Genomic DNA, 17,283 nt, shown 5'->3' on the forward strand with positions numbered 1-17,283 from the left:
AGGCGACGGGGGCAATAGTGCAACGCTCCCCGGGGAGAGCACGGCATAAGCCGTCAAACCACTGCGCAGGGAAGGCCGTGTGTTGGGCTTCACCTGTATGCCGCTGTGCAGCCTCTTGTAGCGCAATTCTCGCACAGTGGACCGTGGGTGCCAGCCGGCACCCGGCCTTCCCTGCGCCCTCTGACATTGAAGGCGCATTACGACCATGCAGGACTCGGGCAGGAACTGTCGCGAGGCCGCAGCGTTATGTCCTGTTTTTCAAAAAGCACGCAAGTTTTGTCGAATCCGATCGGATTGCGGGTTCAACCGGCGCGACCAAACGTCATCATGTGGGTCCGTGCTTGCACGCGAAAATATTGGCGCAATAATGCCGCCCTACGTTGTGAGCCGGAATCAACCGGACCAACCCCATGGAGGGCGACGAAAGTGTTCGCTCGCACCGCGGCGTCAGTCGCTGTGATCATCACCTTGGCCGCCATCGATGGTGCGGCCGCGCAAACGGCCAATCAGCCGCCGGATACGATGGCGGCGCGGGTCGAGGCGTGCACGCCCTGCCACGGCAACAAGGGCGAAGGCACCAGCGATGTCTATTTTCCGCGCCTCGCCGGCAAGCCTGCCGGCTATCTCTACAACCAGCTTCTCGCCTTCCGCAGCGGCCGGCGCAAATATCCGCCGATGAACTATCTGCTGGAGTTCCTGCCCGATCCCTATCTGGAGGCGATGGCGGAATATTTCGCCGGCGAGCATCCGCCGCTGCCGCAGCCGGCGCCCAGCGAGGTCAGCAAGGAGGTCCTCGCGCAGGGCGAGCTGCTCGCCACCAGCGGCGATGCCAGCCGCAGCATTCCGGCCTGCGTGAGCTGCCACGGCCCGGCGCTGGCCGGCATGCAGCCCGGCATTCCCGGCCTGTTGGGGCTGCGCGCCGCTTATATCAGCGCCCAGCTCGGCGCCTGGCGCTATGGCACCCGCACCGCGAAGTCGCCCGACTGCATGCAGCTCGTGGCCGGCCATCTGACCGAGGCCGACGTCACCGCGGTCGCCGCCTGGCTCGCGACGCGGCCCGCGCCCGCCAACCCTGCCCCCGTTCCGAAGGGCACCTACGCGCTGCCCTTCGGCTGCGGCAGCCAGCCCAACTGACGAGGCGGATGATGGGCTCGAAACTGTCGATCGCATTCCTTGCTCTGGTTGTGCTGACGACTGCCGCGCAGGCGCAGGACAAGGCCCAAGGCAAGAACAGCGATATCATCGCGCGCGGCGAGTACCTCGCCCGTGCCGGCGATTGCACGGCGTGTCACACCGCACCGGAGGGACGCCTGTTCGCCGGCGGCCGCGCCATGCCGACCCCGTTCGGCACCCTCTACACCTCCAACATCACGCCGGATACCGATACGGGCATCGGCAAATGGAGCGCGGACGATTTCTACAAGACCATGCACAGCGGCCGCTTCCCGGACGGCGGGCTGATCTATCCGGCGATGCCGTTCGCGTCCTACACCAAGGTGACGCGCGCCGACAGCGACGCAATCTATGCGTATCTGCGCGCAATCGCGCCGGTAAGCCAGAAGAACAAGCCGCACGAGCTGCGCTTTCCCTATGACAACCGCCAGCTCATTCTCGGCTGGCGCACGCTGTTCTTCAGCGAAGGCGAGTTCAAGCCCGATCCGAAGAAGTCGGCGGAATGGAATCGCGGCGCCTATCTGGTCGAGGGTCTCGGCCATTGCGGCATGTGTCATTCGCCGATCAACGCGCTCGGCGGCACCTCGCAATCGGACGCCTTCAAGGGCGGCCTGATCCCGATGCAGAACTGGTACGCCCCATCCCTCACCTCCAACCGCGAAGCCGGCCTCGGTGACTGGAGCATCAAGGACATCACCGACCTGCTCCAGACCGGCGTCTCCATGCGCGGCGTGGTCTACGGTCCGATGGCCGAGGTCGTGCACAACAGCCTGCAATATCTCAATGACGAGGACACGCGCGCCATGGCGGTGTACCTCAAGGGCATCGCGGAGCCCTCGCCTCCGCCGCCGGCGAGCTCGACGCTGCCGACCACCGAGAGCAGCCTGCTGATCAGCCTCGGCAAGACCGTTTACGACAAACACTGCGCGAGCTGTCACGGCACGCAGGGCGAAGGCAAGCCGCCGCACTGGCCGCCGCTCGCCAACAACCAGTCGATCGAGATGCAGTCGGCGGTCAATCCGATCCGCATGGTGCTCAACGGCGGCTATCCGCCGGGCACCAAGGGCAATCCGATGCCCTATGGCATGCCGCCCTTCGCGGGCCTGCTGTCCGACAACGAGATCGCCGCCGTCGTCTCCTACATCCGCACCGCCTGGGGCAATCGCGGCACGCCGGTCTCGGCGCGCGAAGCCAACGAGCTGCGTTCCGCGCCGCTGAACTGAGGCATCACATGATCAATTCCGATCCGCCGACCAGCCCAGCCGCCGCCGATCAGGCCGTCGAGGAGGTCGTGGCGCAAGGCCCGTCCGGCGCCATAGTGCTCGCCGGCATTGCGACGGCCTGCGTGGTCGCAATGTGGTTCGCCTTCTATCTCTTCGTGTTCCTGCCGCGTGGGCCGCTGCAATGAGCACGTCAGACACCCATGGCAGCGCCAGTGCCGAGGTTGCGGCCCGCGTCGAGCGGCGCTGGGCCACCATTGCCGTTGTTATCATCGTGGTGATGGCATTGCTGGCCGCCTTCGCCGGCATCCATCGCGCCACCATGCCGCAGCCGCGCGTCGAGACCACCGACCCGTCGCGGATCCATCTGTCCGGCGAGTTCGTCGAGAGCAATCTCGGCAGCGTGCTCGAGGCCAATGGCGCTGTCACCGTGCGCGCGATCGGCCAGCAATATTCCTTCACGCCGGCCTGCATCGTGGTTCCCGCGGACACGCCGATCACGCTGCGCGCCACCAGCGCCGACGTCGTGCACGGCATCCTGATCCAGGGCACCAACATCAACACCATGCTGGTGCCGGGCTACATCTCCGAGCAGTTGATGCGCTTTACGAAGACAGGCGACTATCTGATGCCCTGCCAGGAGTTCTGCTCCTTTGGCCACGAGGGCATGTGGGGCAAGGTCAAGGTGATCGACAAGGCCGACTTTGCGAACCGTGCGAAGGGCGGCGGGAGGCTGAGCTGTGTTGGTCAATAGGAAGCTCATCCTCGCCCATTTCTGGCTGGCCTTCGCGGTGTTCGGCATCGCCCTGACGCTCGGCGCCTGGCAGATGTTCATCCGCAGCCCGATCGGCACCTGGCTGTCCAATCCCGAGCTGTATTACCGCTCGCTGACCGCGCACGGCACGGTGATGGGATACGTGTTCCCGACGCTGGTCGCGATGGGCTTTGGCTATGCCATCAGCGAGACCGCGCTGCAGCAGCGCCTGGTCGGCGTGCGCTGGGCCTGGACCGGATTCTGGTTGATCGTCATCGGCAGCATCATGGCGGTGATCCCGATCGCGCTCGGCCGCGCCTCGGTGCTCTACACCTTCTATCCGCCGCTGATCGGCAACGTCTTCTACTATCTCGGCGTCGTGCTTGTCGTGGTCGGCTCCTGGATCTGGGTCGCGCTGATGTCGGTCAACTTGCGCGTCTGGCGCAAGGCCAATCCCGGCGCGCCGGTGCCGCTGGCGATGTTCGCCAATGTCGCGGGCTCCTATCTCTGGGCCTGGACCGCGGTCGGCGCCGCGCTCGAGCTGCTGCTCCAGATCATTCCCGTGGCGGCGGGGCTGAAGAACACCATCGATGCCGGCCTTGCCCGCATCTTCTTCTCCTGGACGCTGCACGCCATCGTCTATTTCTGGCTGATGCCGACCTACATCGCCTACTACACCATCGTGCCGCGCGCGATCGGCGGCCGGGTCTATTCCGACAGCATGGCGCGGATCTCCTTCATCCTGTTCCTGGTGGTGGCGATGCCGATCGGCATGCACCACACCTTCGCCGATCCGCAAGTCGGCGCCGGCTTCAAGTTCATTCATTCGGCCTTCACGGCGCTGGTGGCGCTGCCGACGCTGCTGACCGTGTTCACGATCTGCGCCTCGGTCGAGATCGCCGCGCGCCTGCGCGGCGGCCGCGGCATGTTCGGCTGGATCAGGGCCCTGCCCTGGGACAATCCGATGATGCTGGCGCTGGCGTTCTCGTTCGTCATGCTCGGCTTTGGCGGTGCCGGCGGCCTCATCAACATGAGCTATCAGCTCGATGCCTCCATTCACAATACGCAGTGGATCACCGGCCATTTCCACCTGATCTTCGGCGGCGCCATCGTGATCATGTATTTCGCGATCGCCTATGATCTGTGGCCGCATCTGACCGGCCGCGAGCTGATGGATATCAGGCTGATCCGCACCCAGCTCTGGCTGTGGTTCATCGGCATGATCGTGACGACCTTCCCGTGGCACTGGGTCGGCATTCTCGGCATGCCGCGCCGCATGGCCTATTTCGATTTCGCCGATCCCGCCATCGCGCCGCAGGCGCTTTCGGTGACCTTCTCGGCGATCGGCGGTTTCGTCCTGCTGGCTTCCGGCATCATGTTCATCGTGATCCTCGCGCGCGGCATGCGTGCGCCGCTAGCCGACGCCGGCCCGTATCGCTTCGCGCTCGCCGTGCATGAGCCGAAGACGGTCCCCGTCGCGCTCAATACCCACGCGCTGTGGGTGGCGCTGATGATCGGCCTCACGCTGACCAATTACGGCTATCCGATCCTGAATCTGGCGCTCAGTTCCGGCACCTCGGTGCCGGCCGTCTATGTGGGAGCGCAGTGATGAGCAGGCGCGACCTCTTCACCATCAGCAACAGCCATTTCAGGATCGGCGTCGGCATCACCGCGGCGATCCTGATCGTGACCGCGGTCGCCGGCTTCATCGTGCTGCCCTTCGCGCAGCCCTGGGTGCAGTTCGCAGGCGTCTGGGACGCGATCTGCAGCGCCGCCGGCGTGCCGCAGCGTACGGCCAACGTCACGGTGCCCGAACAGGCAAAACGCCTGTCCGAGGTCGTGCTGACCTCGAACACGCTGTCGCGGCCGAGCCAGGAAGCGATCGGCCGCGGCGCGACGCTGGCACAGCGTTGCGCAATCTGCCACGGCCCGACCGGCGTCAGCCGCGCGGACTCGCCCAATCTCGCCGGCCAGTATGCCGCCGTGATCTACAAGCAGCTGCACGATTTCCGCTCGGGCGCGCGCACCAATGCCGTGATGTCGCCGTTCGCGGTCAATTTGACCGACCAGGAGATCGCCGATCTCTCCAACTATTACGCCTACCTGCCGCGGCTCCCCGCCTATCACCCGACCCCGCAACTGCCGAAGCCCAACATCGTCATCTACGGCGCCCCGATGCGCGGCATCGCACCCTGCGGCTCCTGCCATGGCAGCCTCGACAACAAGACCGGCAGCCCGTGGCTGGAGGGGCAATCCGAGGCCTACATGAAGGCGCAACTGCAGGCCTTCGCGACCAGCGAGCGCCGCAACGACATCAGCCAGCAGATGCGCAACATCGCGCGCGCAATGACGCCGCAGGAGATCGAGGCGGCCGCGGCGTATTACGCCTCACAGCCGCCGGATGTGGTGAAGGCGGTGGATTAGAGATGGTCTCGTGCCCCGGACGCAGCGCAGCGCTTCTTCAGCGGTGCGCTGCAGAGTCGGGGCCTATCTCTCCGGGGTGCTCGGGCGGCGTGGGTCCCGGCTCTGCGCAGCAACGCGAAAAGCGTTGCAGCGCGTCCGGGAAACGAGAGTTATTACGTCGGCGCCAGCTTGGGCCGGCCGTAGATCGCGTCCGCGCGCTTTTCGAACGCGGTCGAGAACCGCGCGAAAGCGGCGTCGAACATCGAGCCCATCAGCATCGCCAGCATGCGGCTCTTGAACTCGTAGGACAGGAAGAAGCCGACGTCGCAGACGCCCTCACCTTTGGGCTCGAACGTCCAGCGGTTTTCGAGATTGCTGAAAGGACCTTGCAGATATTCGACCAGGATTTTCAGATTGGTGCGGTCGAGCGTCACGCGGCTGGTGAAGGATTCCTTGACCAGCTTGAACGACACCGTCATGTCGGCCACCAGCACCTCGGTGCCGTCGGGCTTGGCCATGCGCTGGCGCACCTTCAGCGCGCTGCAGAGCGGCACGAATTCCGGGTAGCGCTCGACGTCGGCGACCAGATCGAACATCTGGGAGGCGCTGTGGTCGACACGGCGCTTGCTCGAGAATTTGGGCATGGCGGCTCAGACGGCGGTTCAGCGGGCGCTTGCTGCCCGCGCGGCCTTCAGTCTCGCAAAGTCCTCGCCGGCATGATGGGACGAGCGGGTCAGCGGACTCGCGGATACCATCAGGAAGCCCTTGGTGTAGGCGACCTTTTCGTAGGAGGCGAATTCGTCCGGCGGCACGTAGCGCATCACGGCGTGGTGCTTGCGGGTCGGCTGCAGATATTGCCCGATGGTCAGGAAATCGACGTCGGCGGAACGCAGATCGTCCATCACCTGCTGCACCTCGTGGCGCTCCTCGCCGAGGCCGACCATAATGCCGGACTTGGTGAAGATGGTGGGATCGAGCTCCTTGACCCGCTGCAGCAGCCGGATCGAATGGAAATAACGCGCGCCGGGTCGCACCGTGAGATAGCGCGACGGCACGGTCTCGAGATTGTGGTTGAAGACGTCGGGCTTGGCGGCGACGACGATGTCGAGCGCCCCCTCCTTGCGCAGGAAGTCCGGCGTCAGGATCTCGATCGTGGTCGTGGGACAGGCCGCGCGGATCGCACGGATGGTTTGGGCAAAATGCTCGGCGCCGCCATCGGCGAGATCGTCGCGGTCGACCGAGGTGATGACGACATGCGCGAGGCCCAGCTTGGCGGTGGCTTCGGCGACGTTTTGCGGCTCGGCGGCGTCCAGCGCATTCGGCAGGCCGGTCTTGACGTTGCAGAAGGCGCAGGCGCGGGTGCAGGTGTCACCCATGATCATGAAGGTCGCGTGCTTCTTGTCCCAGCACTCGCCGATGTTCGGGCAGCCCGCCTCTTCGCACACCGTGTGCAGGCCGTTCGACCGCACGATGTTGCGGGTGTCGGCATAGCCGCGGGTGTTGGGCGCGCGCACGCGGATCCAGTCCGGCTTCGGCGGCGAAGCGGAGTCAGGGCGATTCACCTTTTCAGGGTGGCGCGGGCGCAGCGGGTTCGTGATGGTATCGACAATAACGACCATGGTCCGTCCGGTCTGTTCAGGTCCTACCTAGTCGGTCTGCCCTCTCGCTGCAACCCGGCTCGCGCCGCTTCAGGGAACATGGCAGATATGGGCATTATCCTGCTCTGTTCTCAAGCGATTCTCACCTCGAATGGCTCCAGTCTCGAAGGCCCCATCCCCCAGGCTCGGCAAACGGCTCAAGCGCGGCTTTTTCGACCGCGACGTCCGCGAGGTCGCGCACGATTTGATCGGCGCGACCATGCTGGTGGACGGCGTCGGCGGCATCATCGTCGAGGTCGAGGCCTATCATCATACCGAGCCGGCGGCGCACTCCTACAACGGCCCGACGCCGCGGAACCAGATCATGTTCGGCCCGCCTGGTTACGCCTATGTCTACCGCTCCTACGGCATCCACTGGTGCGTCAATTTCGTCTGCGAGGAGGCTGGCTCGGCCAGCGCCGTGCTGATCCGTGCGCTGGAGCCGACGCACGGCCTGGCCACGATGCGCCGCCGCCGTCATCTGCAGGAGGTGCACGCGCTGTGCTCGGGCCCGGGAAAGCTGACCGAGGCGCTCGGCATCACCATTGCGCACAACACCCTGCCGCTGGACCGTCCGCCGATCGCGCTGCATGCACGGACGGAGGAATTGGAGGTCGCGACCGGCATCCGCATCGGCATCACCAAGGCCGTCGAGCTGCCCTGGCGCTATGGCGTCAGGGGCTCGAAATTCCTCAGCAAGCCGTTCCCGAAATAGCCCTACGTCGCCTGCTTCAGCCGCTCCAGTGCCTCGAGCAATTTGGCCTTGCGGGCCAGCGCCGCCTCGCGCTTTTCGCGCTCCTCCTCGACGACCTCCTCGGCCGCGTTGGCGATGAACTTTTCGTTCGCCAGCTTGGACTCGGCGCGCTTGATATCGGCATCGGCTTTGCCGATTTCCTTGTCGAGACGCGTGCGCTCGGCGGCAACGTCGATCACGCCCTTGAGCGGCAGCGCAGCGACCTCGCCACGTACGAGCAACTGTACCGCGCCGTCAGGCGCGCGGTCGGCGAAGGAGATGTCAGACAGCCGTGCCATGCGCTTGATGACGTCGGTCCAGCGCGGCGCGCGCTCCCTCGTTTCCGCGGAGGCACCCGCAAGCACCAGCGCCGTCAGCGTCGCCGGCGGGATGTTCATCTCGGCGCGCACCGAGCGGATCTGTGTGACAAGGTCGATCACCCAGCCGATCTCGGCCTCAGCCTTGGGATCGGTGAAGTCGGCGTGGTCGAAGATCGGCATGGCCAGCATCGGCGACACCAGCGGATCGGTCGGTCCCGCCGCCGCGGCGAGCATCGCCAGCTGTTCCGGCGTCGGCTCGGCCGGCTTCAGCGGCCACGGCGCAAGTGCGAGCAGGCCGTCGCGCTGGGCAGTCACCTCCCAAAGCTCTTCGGTGATGAAGGGCATGAAGGGGTGCAGCAGCTTCAGGATCTCGTCGCGCGCCCAGGCGACCATGGCGCGGGTCTCGTCCTTGGCCGGGCCGTCCGGACCGAGCAGCACGGGCTTGGCGAGCTCGACATACCAGTCGCAATAGACGTTCCAGACGAAGCGGTAGATGCTGCCTGCGGCATCGTTGAAGCGATAAGCCTCGATCGCCTCGGTCACCTCGCGCGTGGTGTGCGCGCTCTCATGCGCGATCCAGCGATTGAGCGTTTCCTTCGCCTTGGCAGGCTCGAAACCGTCGGGCACGGCGCAATGGTTCATCTCCGCGAAGCGCGAGGCATTCCAGAGCTTGGTCGCGAAATTGCGATAGCCCTCGACGCGGCTGGTGGCGAGCTTGATGTCGCGGCCCTGAGCCGCCATCGCGGCCAGCGTGAAGCGCAGCGCGTCCGCGCCGTATTCGTCGATCAGGTTGAGCGGATCGATGACGTTGCCCTTCGACTTCGACATCTTGGCGCCCTTCTCGTCGCGGACGAGGGCGTGGATGTAGATCGTCGAGAACGGCACCTCCTTCATGAAGTGCAGGCCCATCATCATCATGCGGGCGACCCAGAAGAAGATGATGTCGAAGCCGGTCACCAGCGCGTTGGTCGGGTAGTAGCGCTGCACCTCCGGCGTGTCGTCGGGCCAGCCGAGCGTCGAGAACGGCCAAAGCGCCGAGGAGAACCAGGTGTCGAGCACGTCCTCGTCGCGCGTGATGAAGCCTTCGCGCTTGTTGCGGTCGAGCGCCATCTCGCGGCCCTGCTCGGCCGTGATGACTTCCTGCTCGACGTAATAGCCGAGCGCGTGGCTGATCGCCTCTTCCTCGGTCTCGGCGACGAACACCTTGCCGTCGGGACCGTACCAGGCCGGGATCTGATGGCCCCACCACAGCTGGCGCGAGATGCACCAGGGCTGGATGTTCTCCATCCAGTCGAAATAGGTCTTTTCCCAGTTTTTCGGCACGAACGAGGTCTCGCCCGAACGCACCGCGGCGATCGCGGGCTTGGCCAGCGTCTTGGCGTCGACGTACCACTGGTCGGTCAGATACGGCTCGATCACGGTGCCCGAGCGGTCGCCGTGCGGCACCATGTGGGTGTGCGGCTCGATGCGCTCGACGAAGCCGAAGCTCTCCAGCCGTTCGACGATGCGCTTGCGCGCGGCGAAGCGGTCGACCTTGTGGAATTCCTCGGCGAATTGCGAAGCGCCTTCCGGCAGCTCGCGCAGATAGTCCTCGTTGTCGACGAGATCGAGGCAGCCTTCCCTGTCGATCACGCTGATGCGGCGCAGGCCGTGGCGATTGCCAACCTCGAAATCGTTGAAGTCGTGCGCCGGCGTGATCTTGACCGCGCCCGAGCCCTTTTCCGGATCGGAATAGTCGTCGGCGACGATCTGGATCTTGCGGCCGACCAGCGGCAGGATCACGTTCTTGCCGACCAGCTTCAGATAGCGCTCGTCCTCGGGATGCACGGCGACGCCGGTATCGCCGAGCATCGTCTCGGGGCGCGTGGTGGCGACGACGATGAAGCTCGAGGGATCCTCGGGATTGAAGGTCTTGCCCTCGATCGGATAGCGCAGATACCAGAGGTGGCCCTTCACCTCGGTCTGCTGCACTTCGAGATCGGAGATCGCGGTGAGCAGCTTGGTGTCCCAGTTCACCAGCCGCTTGTCCTTGTAGATCAGGCCGTCGCGGTGCAGCTCGACGAACACCTTGACGACCGCCTTCGACAGGCCCTCGTCCATGGTGAAGCGCTCGCGCGACCAGTCGCAGGAGGCGCCGAGACGCTTGAGCTGGTTGATGATGGTGTCGCCGCTCTCGGCCTTCCACTGCCAGACGCGCTCGAGGAACTTCTCGCGGCCCATCTCTCGGCGGCTAGGCTGCTGGCGCTCCATCAGTTGCCGCTCGACCACCATCTGGGTGGCGATGCCGGCATGGTCGGTGCCGGGCTGCCACAGCACGTCGCGGCCGCGCATGCGCTCGAACCGGCACAATATGTCCTGGAGCGTGTTGTTGAGGGCGTGGCCCATGTGCAGCGAGCCCGTCACGTTCGGCGGCGGGATCACGATGGTAAAGGGCACGGCGTCGCGGCGGTCGGGACGGCCGGCCTTGAAGGCAAGGCTGTCCTCCCACACCACGGACATGCGGGCTTCGATATCGGCGGGCTGGTAATTTTTCTCGATCATGGGGTCGCTAGAAAGCCGCGCGCGGGGCCCAAGTCAACGGAAAGCTCAGCGGCAAAAGGGCTTTCCGGCTTGTTCGGCAGGCCTGATATAACGCTTGAGCGGGGCGTTATGAGGGCTGGTCGGCCACCCCTACCTGCCGCCGCGCGAGACCCGCTCGATTTCGGCCTTCACAATGCGCTCCACCATGGCCGGCAGATTGTCGTCGAGCCAGGATTTCAGCATCGGACGCAGCATCTCCTTGACCAGATCCTCCAGCGTCCGCGCATTGCTGCTGAGCACCGTATGGGCCAGGGAGTTGAAGGCGGATTCGACGGCCGAGACCGTCGATTGCGCCAGCATGGGCTGCTGCGGCGGCAGCGGCGGGGCATCGAAATCGACCGGCGCGTAGGACGGTGGCGGTGTCGGACGCGGCGGCGGGGCTTCGGCGAATTCGAGATCGTCGCGCGGCTCGACCTTGCGGAAGCTCGGCGGCGGCGGAGGCGGCGTCGGATCCATCGCCATCTCGTCCGTCAACTCGAGCACGTCGGGTTCAGGCTCCGGCTCAGGCTCCGGTTCGGGCGCACGAACCTCAGGCGCGGGCGTCGCCGCATCGAGCCCCGCCAGCAGAGCGTCGATGTCGTCCTGGCTGTTTGGCGATGCATCCGCCGCCGGTGCGGGCGGCGGAGCCGGCTTCGCGGCCGGGGCCGGCGCGGGCTTCTCAGCGGCCGGTTTGGCCGGTGCGACCTTGGACGGCGGAATGTCGTTCATCGCCTGCGGCTTTGGCGGCGCGGCCGGTGCCGCGGCTTTCTCGGGCTTGGCGGTCTCGGCCGGCGGCGGCTTGGCCTCGTCGTCGGCAATGATGCGCCGGATCGAGGCCAGAATCTCCTCCATCGAGGGTTCTGTGACCTTTGCAGGCTGCGTCATCTCCGACTCCACATCATCAACGCCCTCGCATGCGTTGTTTTACACCAAGCACGACAGGATTGGCCGGTTCCGCAACGAGCGCCCCGACATTTTCGTCGCGGCAGCCCGACTTGTCCCCAGATCACGGCTCAACGTGCGGCGGTGCGCCCCTGCCCCCGGCACTCAAGCTTTACGCACACGGCATCAATGCGAGCCGAATCGACCCGCATTGTCTTGACAAGGCTATGTCAGGGATTTTGACGATTGCAAGCAAAGCGCCGGTCGGCTTCGGCTATTGGCGAGGCCGACCGGACGACTACGGGACTTCAGCGCCCGTCAGGCGTACGCACGCCGACCCAGCTGTCGCGGACCTGATGGTAGTGAACGCTGGGATCGTAGACCGAGGTCGCAAGGCCGAGCACCTGCGGCGACAGACGGCCGACGGCGGCCAGCACCTGGTAGGATGCGACGACGCGGTCGTGCTGTGCGGTCACCAACGCGACGCGCGCGTTGACCAGCGCCTGCTGCGCGTTGAGCACGTCGAGCGTGGTGCGCTGGCCGGCCTTGGCTTCCTCGCGCACGCCGTTCAGTGCGATCTCGGACGCCGTCACCTGCGCCTGCGCCGACTGCACTTGCGCCTTGCCCGCCTGCAACGAGCCCCACCACTGCACCACCGTCGCACGGGTCTGGTCGCGCGTATTTTCGAGGTTGAGACGCTGTTGCGCCAGGTTTTCCTTGGACTGGCGGATCAGCGCATATTCAGCACCGCCCTGATAGATCGGCACCGAGAGCTGAGCGGTCGCTGCGGCATTGAACGCCCTGTACTGAATCAGGGACTGTTCGTTCGCCTGCGTGGCACTGGCCTGCAACGTGACCGTCGGCAGCAGTGCGCCCTCGGCGACCTTGACCTGCAGGTAATTGACGTCGATGCCGAACATGGCCGCCGTGACGTTGGGATGCTCAACGAGGCCGAGTTCGACCGCGGCGGCAAGCGATGCGGGCAGGAAACGATCGACCGGCGAGCCGGGCGCAAGGTTCGTCGGCTCGTTGCCGATGATGCGTCGGAAATTCGCGCGCGTGGTCGTCAGATTTGCTTCGGCAGTCAGAGCCTGAGTCCTGCCGGCCGCGAGCTGTGCTTCCGATTGTGCAACGTCGGTGCGCGTGACTTCGCCGACATTGAAGCGGTCACGAGTCTGCTTGAGAGTTTGCTCGAGCACCCGCACGTTGCTGCGCTGAACTTCGAGCGTGGCCGCGTCGCGCAGATAGTCCATATAGGTCGTGGCGGCTTGGAGAAGCACACTCTGATCGAGGCTGCGCAGCGCCTCGCGCGAGCCAGACACCTGGCTCTCTGCCGCGCGCGTGCGGTTGGCAGTCTGGTTGCCGTTGTAGAGCGTCTGCTGCACCGTCAGGCCCGCGCTACGGGGCACAGTTGTCCCGTTGATCGGTACGCTTCCGGGCGCGCTTAGCGTGTCACTATATTGATAGCCGGCACTCGCGGTCAGATTGACCTTGGGCCGATAACCGGACAACGCCTGAGGAACGTTCTCGTCGGTCGAGCGCACCTGGGCACGTTGCGCGTTGAGCTGCGGATTGTTTTGATAGGCGCGCACCAGTGCGGCATTGATCGTGTCCGCCAAGGCAGGCGTCGGCCCGGCAAGCGCGAGCAGCAGGACCGAAACCGCAGCTCCGGTGAAGAGCTTCACCCCATGCATCCCAAAAATTCCGTTCATTCTAACGCCCACCTCGTGCCCGCGAGCTGGGTTACCGTCTACCGAGTGGAGTCGTTGCCCCGCCGCAACATAGGATGCGGATTGGCGCGACGGAACTACCTCAGCGCAGTTCTCGGTGGAAACTCTTCACGTGCAGCATCCCGGCCACACTTCTGATTCAGAACGGGATTTTAACGGGGTTTGGTCCGTCAGAAGACGAAGGCGGCCGCCCGTTCGAGCCCGGGAAGGACCGGGGCTGCGGCATCGAACAGGGTTCGATGGCCGAATTCGCCGTGGGTCCGGGTCACGATCATGGCCCGCGGCGGCCGAGATTCGGCTGATACCCCCACCAGACGCCCGCCCTCCTTCAGCTGCCCGAGCAGCGCCTGCGGCACCACCTCGGTGGCGCCATTGAGGATGATCACGTCATAGGGAGCGGCGGCAGCGTCGCCCTCGGTGCAGGCCGCGGCCTTGCAGGTGACGTTGGCAAGTCCGAGGGACGCGAGGGCATCCCTGGCTTTCGCGGCCAGGACCGAATCGCACTCCGTTGCCGTGACCTGGCTGGCCAGCTTGGCGGCCAGTGCCGCGAGGTATCCCGTGGCGCAGCCGACCACCAGCACGCTGTCGCCCTCGCCGATCTCGGCGGCCTGCAGCAGCTTGCCGGTCAATTGCGCCTTGATAAGGAAACGCTTGGCGGGGCCCTCGCTCACGTCGAGGTCGATATCCAGATAGGCCAGCGCCTGCCGGCTGGCCGGCACGAAGGCCTCGCGCGGAACCGTGAGCATGGCATCGAGAACACGACGGTCGGTGACGTCATTGGTGCGCACCTGGCCATCGACCATTTTGAGGCGCGCGGTCGAGAAACCGGACATTTGCGGACCCTGCAATGCGGACGATGCCGCGGACGAAATTCGCGGCATCTTTGGAGCATGCACGGCGAAAACGCAACACGGCCGTTCGCCTGCGGGCTTGAGGCTTCCGCATCTTACCGCTTCAGGGACCGGAAGGATTATTCGATGGCGACCGCGAGGCGGCCGATCAGAGCGGCGACCTCGTCCAGCCGCGCCGAATCGGGCGTCTCGACCGCACGGGCCAGACAGGCGAGGCATTCGTCGTCGCTCAGCTCGGGAACGTCGGCCGGCAGAATCGAGGGGGCCATGTGCGAACGGTCGACCTGGATGTCTCGCATGGGAATCAGCTCCGTAAAAATCCGGCGTCCCCAAGGCTCGATTTCAATTGAGTCGATTTGCCGCCGTCCTCATGGCTCGACGGCGCCCGTGCACACATCTGCTTGAACATGATTCCGGGCAGTCAGTCGCGAATGCGCGGCTCAGAAAACAAAGCAACCACGTCGCGCACCACATGAGGGCGCGACCATAAATCATTGAATTTGCGGTAAGATTTGGCTCCCCGGGCTGGATTCGAACCAGCGACCATCCGATTAACAGTCGGATGCTCTACCGCTGAGCTACCGAGGAAAAGGCGAACCATTCGTTCGCGCGGGGCTGCGTATAACAAAGCCGCTTGCGCTTGCAAAGGACGAATTCGTCATCATCCGAACGGACTTGAGGAAGGACCTGAGCGGCCCCTCCTCCGGGCCATGGCCTCCGGGGCAATATCAGCCGGCCGCTATTCCGCGAGGAACGAGGTGGTCTTGGTGCCGGGGTCGTAGCGCAGCCGAAGCGCGGTCATCTTGCACAGGTTGACGTTCTTCCACAGCACGGCCTCGTCGTAATTCTGCCAGTCGACGCGGATGTTCCAGACGCAACCCTCATCGTCCTCGTCGAACTCGACATAGGTGCTGGTCTGGTTCTGCAACACCTTCTCGAGCTCGTTGTCCCATTCGTCCAGGCCGTCGTCCGGCGCGTTGAAGCCGAGGAATTTGATGGCGTAGCCGGTCTCGTTGACGACCGTGACGTTACGGGCGTCGGCTGCGAACGATGGCATGGCGGCGATCGACAGACCGATCGCGATCAATCCGGACAGAAAATACTTCATCTGAAAATCCTCCGATCGAAACAGGCCTCGGCGCCCGGCGTCGATCGGCGCAGGCGCCGCGGCAACGGAAAGCGTTGCCTTAAGACTCGCCCGGAGCGGTCGATGGGTTCAAGACACGATCGACCTGCGCTCCGGGACGTTTGCGCGACGCGAGACGCGCACAGCCTGTTTATCGTTTCGAATTCTCAGCAGCAATGAACGGGCATTCATAGATCGGCAGAGTTTGTCTTCTCCGCAGGGGCAGGCGCCGGCACCGCAGCGCCGTTGCTCTTGCCGGTCACGGCGCCGACCAGCGCCTTCACGGGATCATCGCCCGGCGCAAAGCCGCTCTGGCGCAGGATCTCGTCGATCATCGGACGCAGCGCGTGCACCTTGAGCAGCTCGCCGGCGAGCCCTTCGCCAAAGCCGACATTGCCTCCACCGGCGCCGTTGCCGCCGAACGCACCGCCGGTGTGCAGGATACGCACGTCCTTGAGGTTGGCGATCGGCTTGACCATCTCGGCCAGCGCCGACGGCATCGTCTCGATCCGCTTCTTGGCGATCTCAAAGTCGATGACGTTGGAGCCGAGCTTGTTCTGGGCCTCGTTCTTCATGGTGATGACGGCAGCTTCCGCCTCGCCGATGTTGCGCACGCCGACCGCCTTGATCTTGTTGGACTCGGCTTCCGCCGTAGCCAGCGTCTTCACGGCCTCGGCGCGATCGAGCGAGGCTTTCTTCTCGGCTTCGGCGGCGACGATCAGCTCGGTCGATTTCCGCTCGGCCTCGGTGCGGGCGGCGAGCACCTGGGTGAGACGGGCGCGATCGGCGACCTCGACGGCACGCGCGGTCACGACCTTTTCTTCCGCGGAGACCGCGACCGCCTCGGCGGTCTTGGCCTCGGCGACGGCCTCCGAGGTCTGCTTGCTCTTCGCTGCGATCTGGATCTCGTTCTCCTGGGTCGCGATCTGGATCTCGCGCTGGGCGTCGGTCTTGCGCTTGTTGATGGCGAGATCCGACTCGATGACGGCGGTCTCCTTGACCTGCTTGGCGCCGGCCTCCTTCTCAGCGACGGCCCGATCGGTGTCGATGCGGGCATTCTCCTCGGTCAGGCGCGCGGTCTGTGTGGCGGTCGCGACCTCGGCGCGGGTGCTTGCAGTCTTGTTGGCGATGTCGCGCTCCTGGGACAGCTCGGCTTCCTTCTTGGTCCGCTCGATGCCGAGCGTCTGCTGCCGCGCCTCGAGGTCCTTTTGCGCGATCGCCACCTCATTGTCGCGCACGATGGCGTTGCGGTCGCGGCGGCGGGTCTCGGTGACGGTCTTGAGCTGGGTCAGACCCTCGGCGTCGAAGAAATTCTCGGGATTGAAGAATTTGACGTCGGTCTGGTCGAGCTTGGTCAACGACACCGATTCCAGCTCGAGCCCGTTCGATTTCACGTCGGATTCGACGGTGGACTGCACGTGCTTAACGAAATCCGAGCGCTTCTCCTGAAGCTCGAGGATGCTCATGGTCGCCGCCACCGAACGCAAGCCGTCGACGAATTTCGCCTCGACCTGGTTGCGCAGGGCTTCCGCATCGTTGGTGAGCGCGCCCAGCGTCTGGCTCGCCAGCGCGATGCTCTCCTCGTCCGGGCGGACGCGCACGTAGAACTCGGCGACGATGTCGACGCGCAGGCGATCCTTGGTGATGAGGGATTCCCGCTCCTTGCGCTCCACCGTGAGCCGCAGCGTCTTCAGATTGACGCTGGCATAGGAGTGGAAGATCGGCAGGATCATGGCGCCGCCGTCGAGCACGACCTTCTTGCCGCCGAGGCCGGTGCGCACGAAGGCCTCGTCGCGCGTGGCGCGCTTGTAGAGGATGGTGAAGACGATCCCGAGAACGACGATCAGCGCGACGCCGATCATGGCCGGGACTGCGATGTCGAACATGACTTTCTC

Annotated in this window: 16 protein-coding genes and 1 tRNA gene; 7 read left to right on the plus strand and 10 right to left on the minus strand. The window is 65.1% G+C overall.

Annotation, left to right across the window (positions count from 1 at the left end; translation table 11 throughout):
• The first annotated feature begins 426 nt into the window (after positions 1–426).
• Genes Q0743_RS19040 through Q0743_RS19065 form a run of 6 tightly spaced genes read left to right on the plus strand, consistent with a single transcriptional unit; the run spans position 427 to position 5,571 of the window.
• Positions 427–1,134: a c-type cytochrome gene (locus Q0743_RS19040; protein ID WP_298243041.1), complete on the plus strand. Its 708-nt coding sequence runs from the start codon at positions 427–429 to the stop codon at positions 1,132–1,134.
• 11 nt (positions 1,135–1,145) lie between these two features.
• Complete coding sequence (locus tag Q0743_RS19045) at positions 1,146–2,396, plus strand: cytochrome c (protein ID WP_298243042.1); 1,251 nt, start codon at positions 1,146–1,148, stop codon at positions 2,394–2,396.
• A gap of 8 nt (positions 2,397–2,404) precedes the next feature.
• On the plus strand, positions 2,405–2,581 hold the full coding sequence (locus tag Q0743_RS19050) for a hypothetical protein (protein ID WP_194402114.1): 177 nt from the start codon (positions 2,405–2,407) through the stop codon (positions 2,579–2,581).
• Positions 2,578–3,147 carry a cytochrome C oxidase subunit II gene (locus tag Q0743_RS19055; protein WP_298243043.1) on the plus strand — a complete coding sequence of 190 codons (570 nt, stop codon included), beginning with the start codon at positions 2,578–2,580 and terminating at the stop codon, positions 3,145–3,147. The genes Q0743_RS19050 and Q0743_RS19055 overlap by 4 nt, the downstream gene beginning before the upstream one ends.
• Positions 3,134–4,756 carry a b(o/a)3-type cytochrome-c oxidase subunit 1 gene (locus Q0743_RS19060; protein ID WP_298243044.1) on the plus strand — a complete coding sequence of 541 codons (1,623 nt, stop codon included), beginning with the start codon at positions 3,134–3,136 and terminating at the stop codon, positions 4,754–4,756. The genes Q0743_RS19055 and Q0743_RS19060 overlap by 14 nt, the downstream gene beginning before the upstream one ends.
• Positions 4,756–5,571 (plus strand): c-type cytochrome, encoded by an 816-nt coding sequence (locus Q0743_RS19065; RefSeq protein WP_298243045.1) that lies wholly within the window; start codon positions 4,756–4,758, stop codon positions 5,569–5,571. The genes Q0743_RS19060 and Q0743_RS19065 overlap by 1 nt, the downstream gene beginning before the upstream one ends.
• A gap of 152 nt (positions 5,572–5,723) precedes the next feature.
• Here Q0743_RS19065 and Q0743_RS19070 read toward each other — a convergent pair whose 3' ends face one another.
• Together Q0743_RS19070 and lipA are read right to left on the minus strand one after the other, a co-directional pair.
• A complete protein-coding gene (locus Q0743_RS19070) occupies positions 5,724–6,194 on the minus strand; it encodes a type II toxin-antitoxin system RatA family toxin (RefSeq protein ID WP_298243046.1) in 471 nt (156 codons plus the stop codon).
• An 18-nt stretch (positions 6,195–6,212) separates the two neighbouring features.
• A complete protein-coding gene (gene lipA / locus Q0743_RS19075; protein WP_298243047.1) occupies positions 6,213–7,169 on the minus strand; it encodes a lipoyl synthase in 957 nt (318 codons plus the stop codon).
• Positions 7,170–7,299: 130 nt separating this feature from the next.
• Here lipA and Q0743_RS19080 point away from each other — a divergent pair, with 130 nt between their 5' ends.
• Positions 7,300–7,902 carry a DNA-3-methyladenine glycosylase gene (locus tag Q0743_RS19080; RefSeq protein ID WP_298243048.1) on the plus strand — a complete coding sequence of 201 codons (603 nt, stop codon included), beginning with the start codon at positions 7,300–7,302 and terminating at the stop codon, positions 7,900–7,902.
• Between the two features lie 2 nt (positions 7,903–7,904).
• On the opposite strand, the gene Q0743_RS19085 is transcribed toward Q0743_RS19080, so the two are convergent.
• The 8 genes from Q0743_RS19085 to Q0743_RS19120 all read right to left on the minus strand — a co-directional run bounded on the left by Q0743_RS19085 (position 7,905) and on the right by Q0743_RS19120 (position 17,274).
• Positions 7,905–10,781, minus strand: a complete 2,877-nt coding sequence (locus Q0743_RS19085) for a valine--tRNA ligase (protein WP_298243049.1) — start codon at positions 10,779–10,781, stop codon at positions 7,905–7,907.
• A 129-nt stretch (positions 10,782–10,910) separates the two neighbouring features.
• The gene (locus Q0743_RS19090) at positions 10,911–11,684 is read right to left on the minus strand and encodes a PopZ family protein (protein WP_298243050.1); all 774 of its coding nucleotides are present in this window, start codon (positions 11,682–11,684) and stop codon (positions 10,911–10,913) included.
• Positions 11,685–11,989: 305 nt separating this feature from the next.
• Positions 11,990–13,375 (minus strand): TolC family outer membrane protein, encoded by a 1,386-nt coding sequence (locus tag Q0743_RS19095; protein ID WP_298243081.1) that lies wholly within the window; start codon positions 13,373–13,375, stop codon positions 11,990–11,992.
• Between the two features lie 206 nt (positions 13,376–13,581).
• A complete protein-coding gene (locus Q0743_RS19100) occupies positions 13,582–14,244 on the minus strand; it encodes a protein-L-isoaspartate O-methyltransferase (RefSeq protein WP_298243051.1) in 663 nt (220 codons plus the stop codon).
• Positions 14,245–14,381: 137 nt separating this feature from the next.
• A complete protein-coding gene (locus Q0743_RS19105; protein ID WP_097662582.1) occupies positions 14,382–14,561 on the minus strand; it encodes a hypothetical protein in 180 nt (59 codons plus the stop codon).
• A 214-nt stretch (positions 14,562–14,775) separates the two neighbouring features.
• Positions 14,776–14,850 (minus strand) — tRNA-Asn (locus Q0743_RS19110).
• Between the two features lie 151 nt (positions 14,851–15,001).
• A complete protein-coding gene (locus Q0743_RS19115; protein ID WP_298243052.1) occupies positions 15,002–15,370 on the minus strand; it encodes a hypothetical protein in 369 nt (122 codons plus the stop codon).
• 206 nt (positions 15,371–15,576) lie between these two features.
• Positions 15,577–17,274: a flotillin domain-containing protein gene (locus tag Q0743_RS19120; protein ID WP_298243053.1), complete on the minus strand. Its 1,698-nt coding sequence runs from the start codon at positions 17,272–17,274 to the stop codon at positions 15,577–15,579.
• Between the last annotated feature and the right edge of the window lie 9 nt (positions 17,275–17,283).

This window comes from uncultured Bradyrhizobium sp., assembly GCF_936943645.1.
GTDB lineage: Bacteria > Pseudomonadota > Alphaproteobacteria > Rhizobiales > Xanthobacteraceae > Bradyrhizobium.

Coding starts and splice junctions, on each gene's coding strand:
- Q0743_RS19055 (WP_298243043.1), top strand. CDS start 2,578: ATGAGCACGTCAGACACCCATGGCAGCGCCAGTGCCGAGGTTGCGGCC.
- Q0743_RS19080 (WP_298243048.1), top strand. CDS start 7,300: ATGGCTCCAGTCTCGAAGGCCCCATCCCCCAGGCTCGGCAAACGGCTC.
- Q0743_RS19100 (WP_298243051.1), bottom strand. CDS start 14,244: ATGTCCGGTTTCTCGACCGCGCGCCTCAAAATGGTCGATGGCCAGGTG.
- Q0743_RS19095 (WP_298243081.1), bottom strand. CDS start 13,375: ATGCATGGGGTGAAGCTCTTCACCGGAGCTGCGGTTTCGGTCCTGCTG.
- Q0743_RS19050 (WP_194402114.1), top strand. CDS start 2,405: ATGATCAATTCCGATCCGCCGACCAGCCCAGCCGCCGCCGATCAGGCC.
- Q0743_RS19045 (WP_298243042.1), top strand. CDS start 1,146: ATGGGCTCGAAACTGTCGATCGCATTCCTTGCTCTGGTTGTGCTGACG.
- Q0743_RS19085 (WP_298243049.1), bottom strand. CDS start 10,781: ATGATCGAGAAAAATTACCAGCCCGCCGATATCGAAGCCCGCATGTCC.
- Q0743_RS19105 (WP_097662582.1), bottom strand. CDS start 14,561: ATGCGAGACATCCAGGTCGACCGTTCGCACATGGCCCCCTCGATTCTG.
- lipA (WP_298243047.1), bottom strand. CDS start 7,169: ATGGTCGTTATTGTCGATACCATCACGAACCCGCTGCGCCCGCGCCAC.
- Q0743_RS19065 (WP_298243045.1), top strand. CDS start 4,756: ATGAGCAGGCGCGACCTCTTCACCATCAGCAACAGCCATTTCAGGATC.
- Q0743_RS19120 (WP_298243053.1), bottom strand. CDS start 17,274: ATGTTCGACATCGCAGTCCCGGCCATGATCGGCGTCGCGCTGATCGTC.
- Q0743_RS19090 (WP_298243050.1), bottom strand. CDS start 11,684: ATGACGCAGCCTGCAAAGGTCACAGAACCCTCGATGGAGGAGATTCTG.
- Q0743_RS19070 (WP_298243046.1), bottom strand. CDS start 6,194: ATGCCCAAATTCTCGAGCAAGCGCCGTGTCGACCACAGCGCCTCCCAG.
- Q0743_RS19115 (WP_298243052.1), bottom strand. CDS start 15,370: ATGAAGTATTTTCTGTCCGGATTGATCGCGATCGGTCTGTCGATCGCC.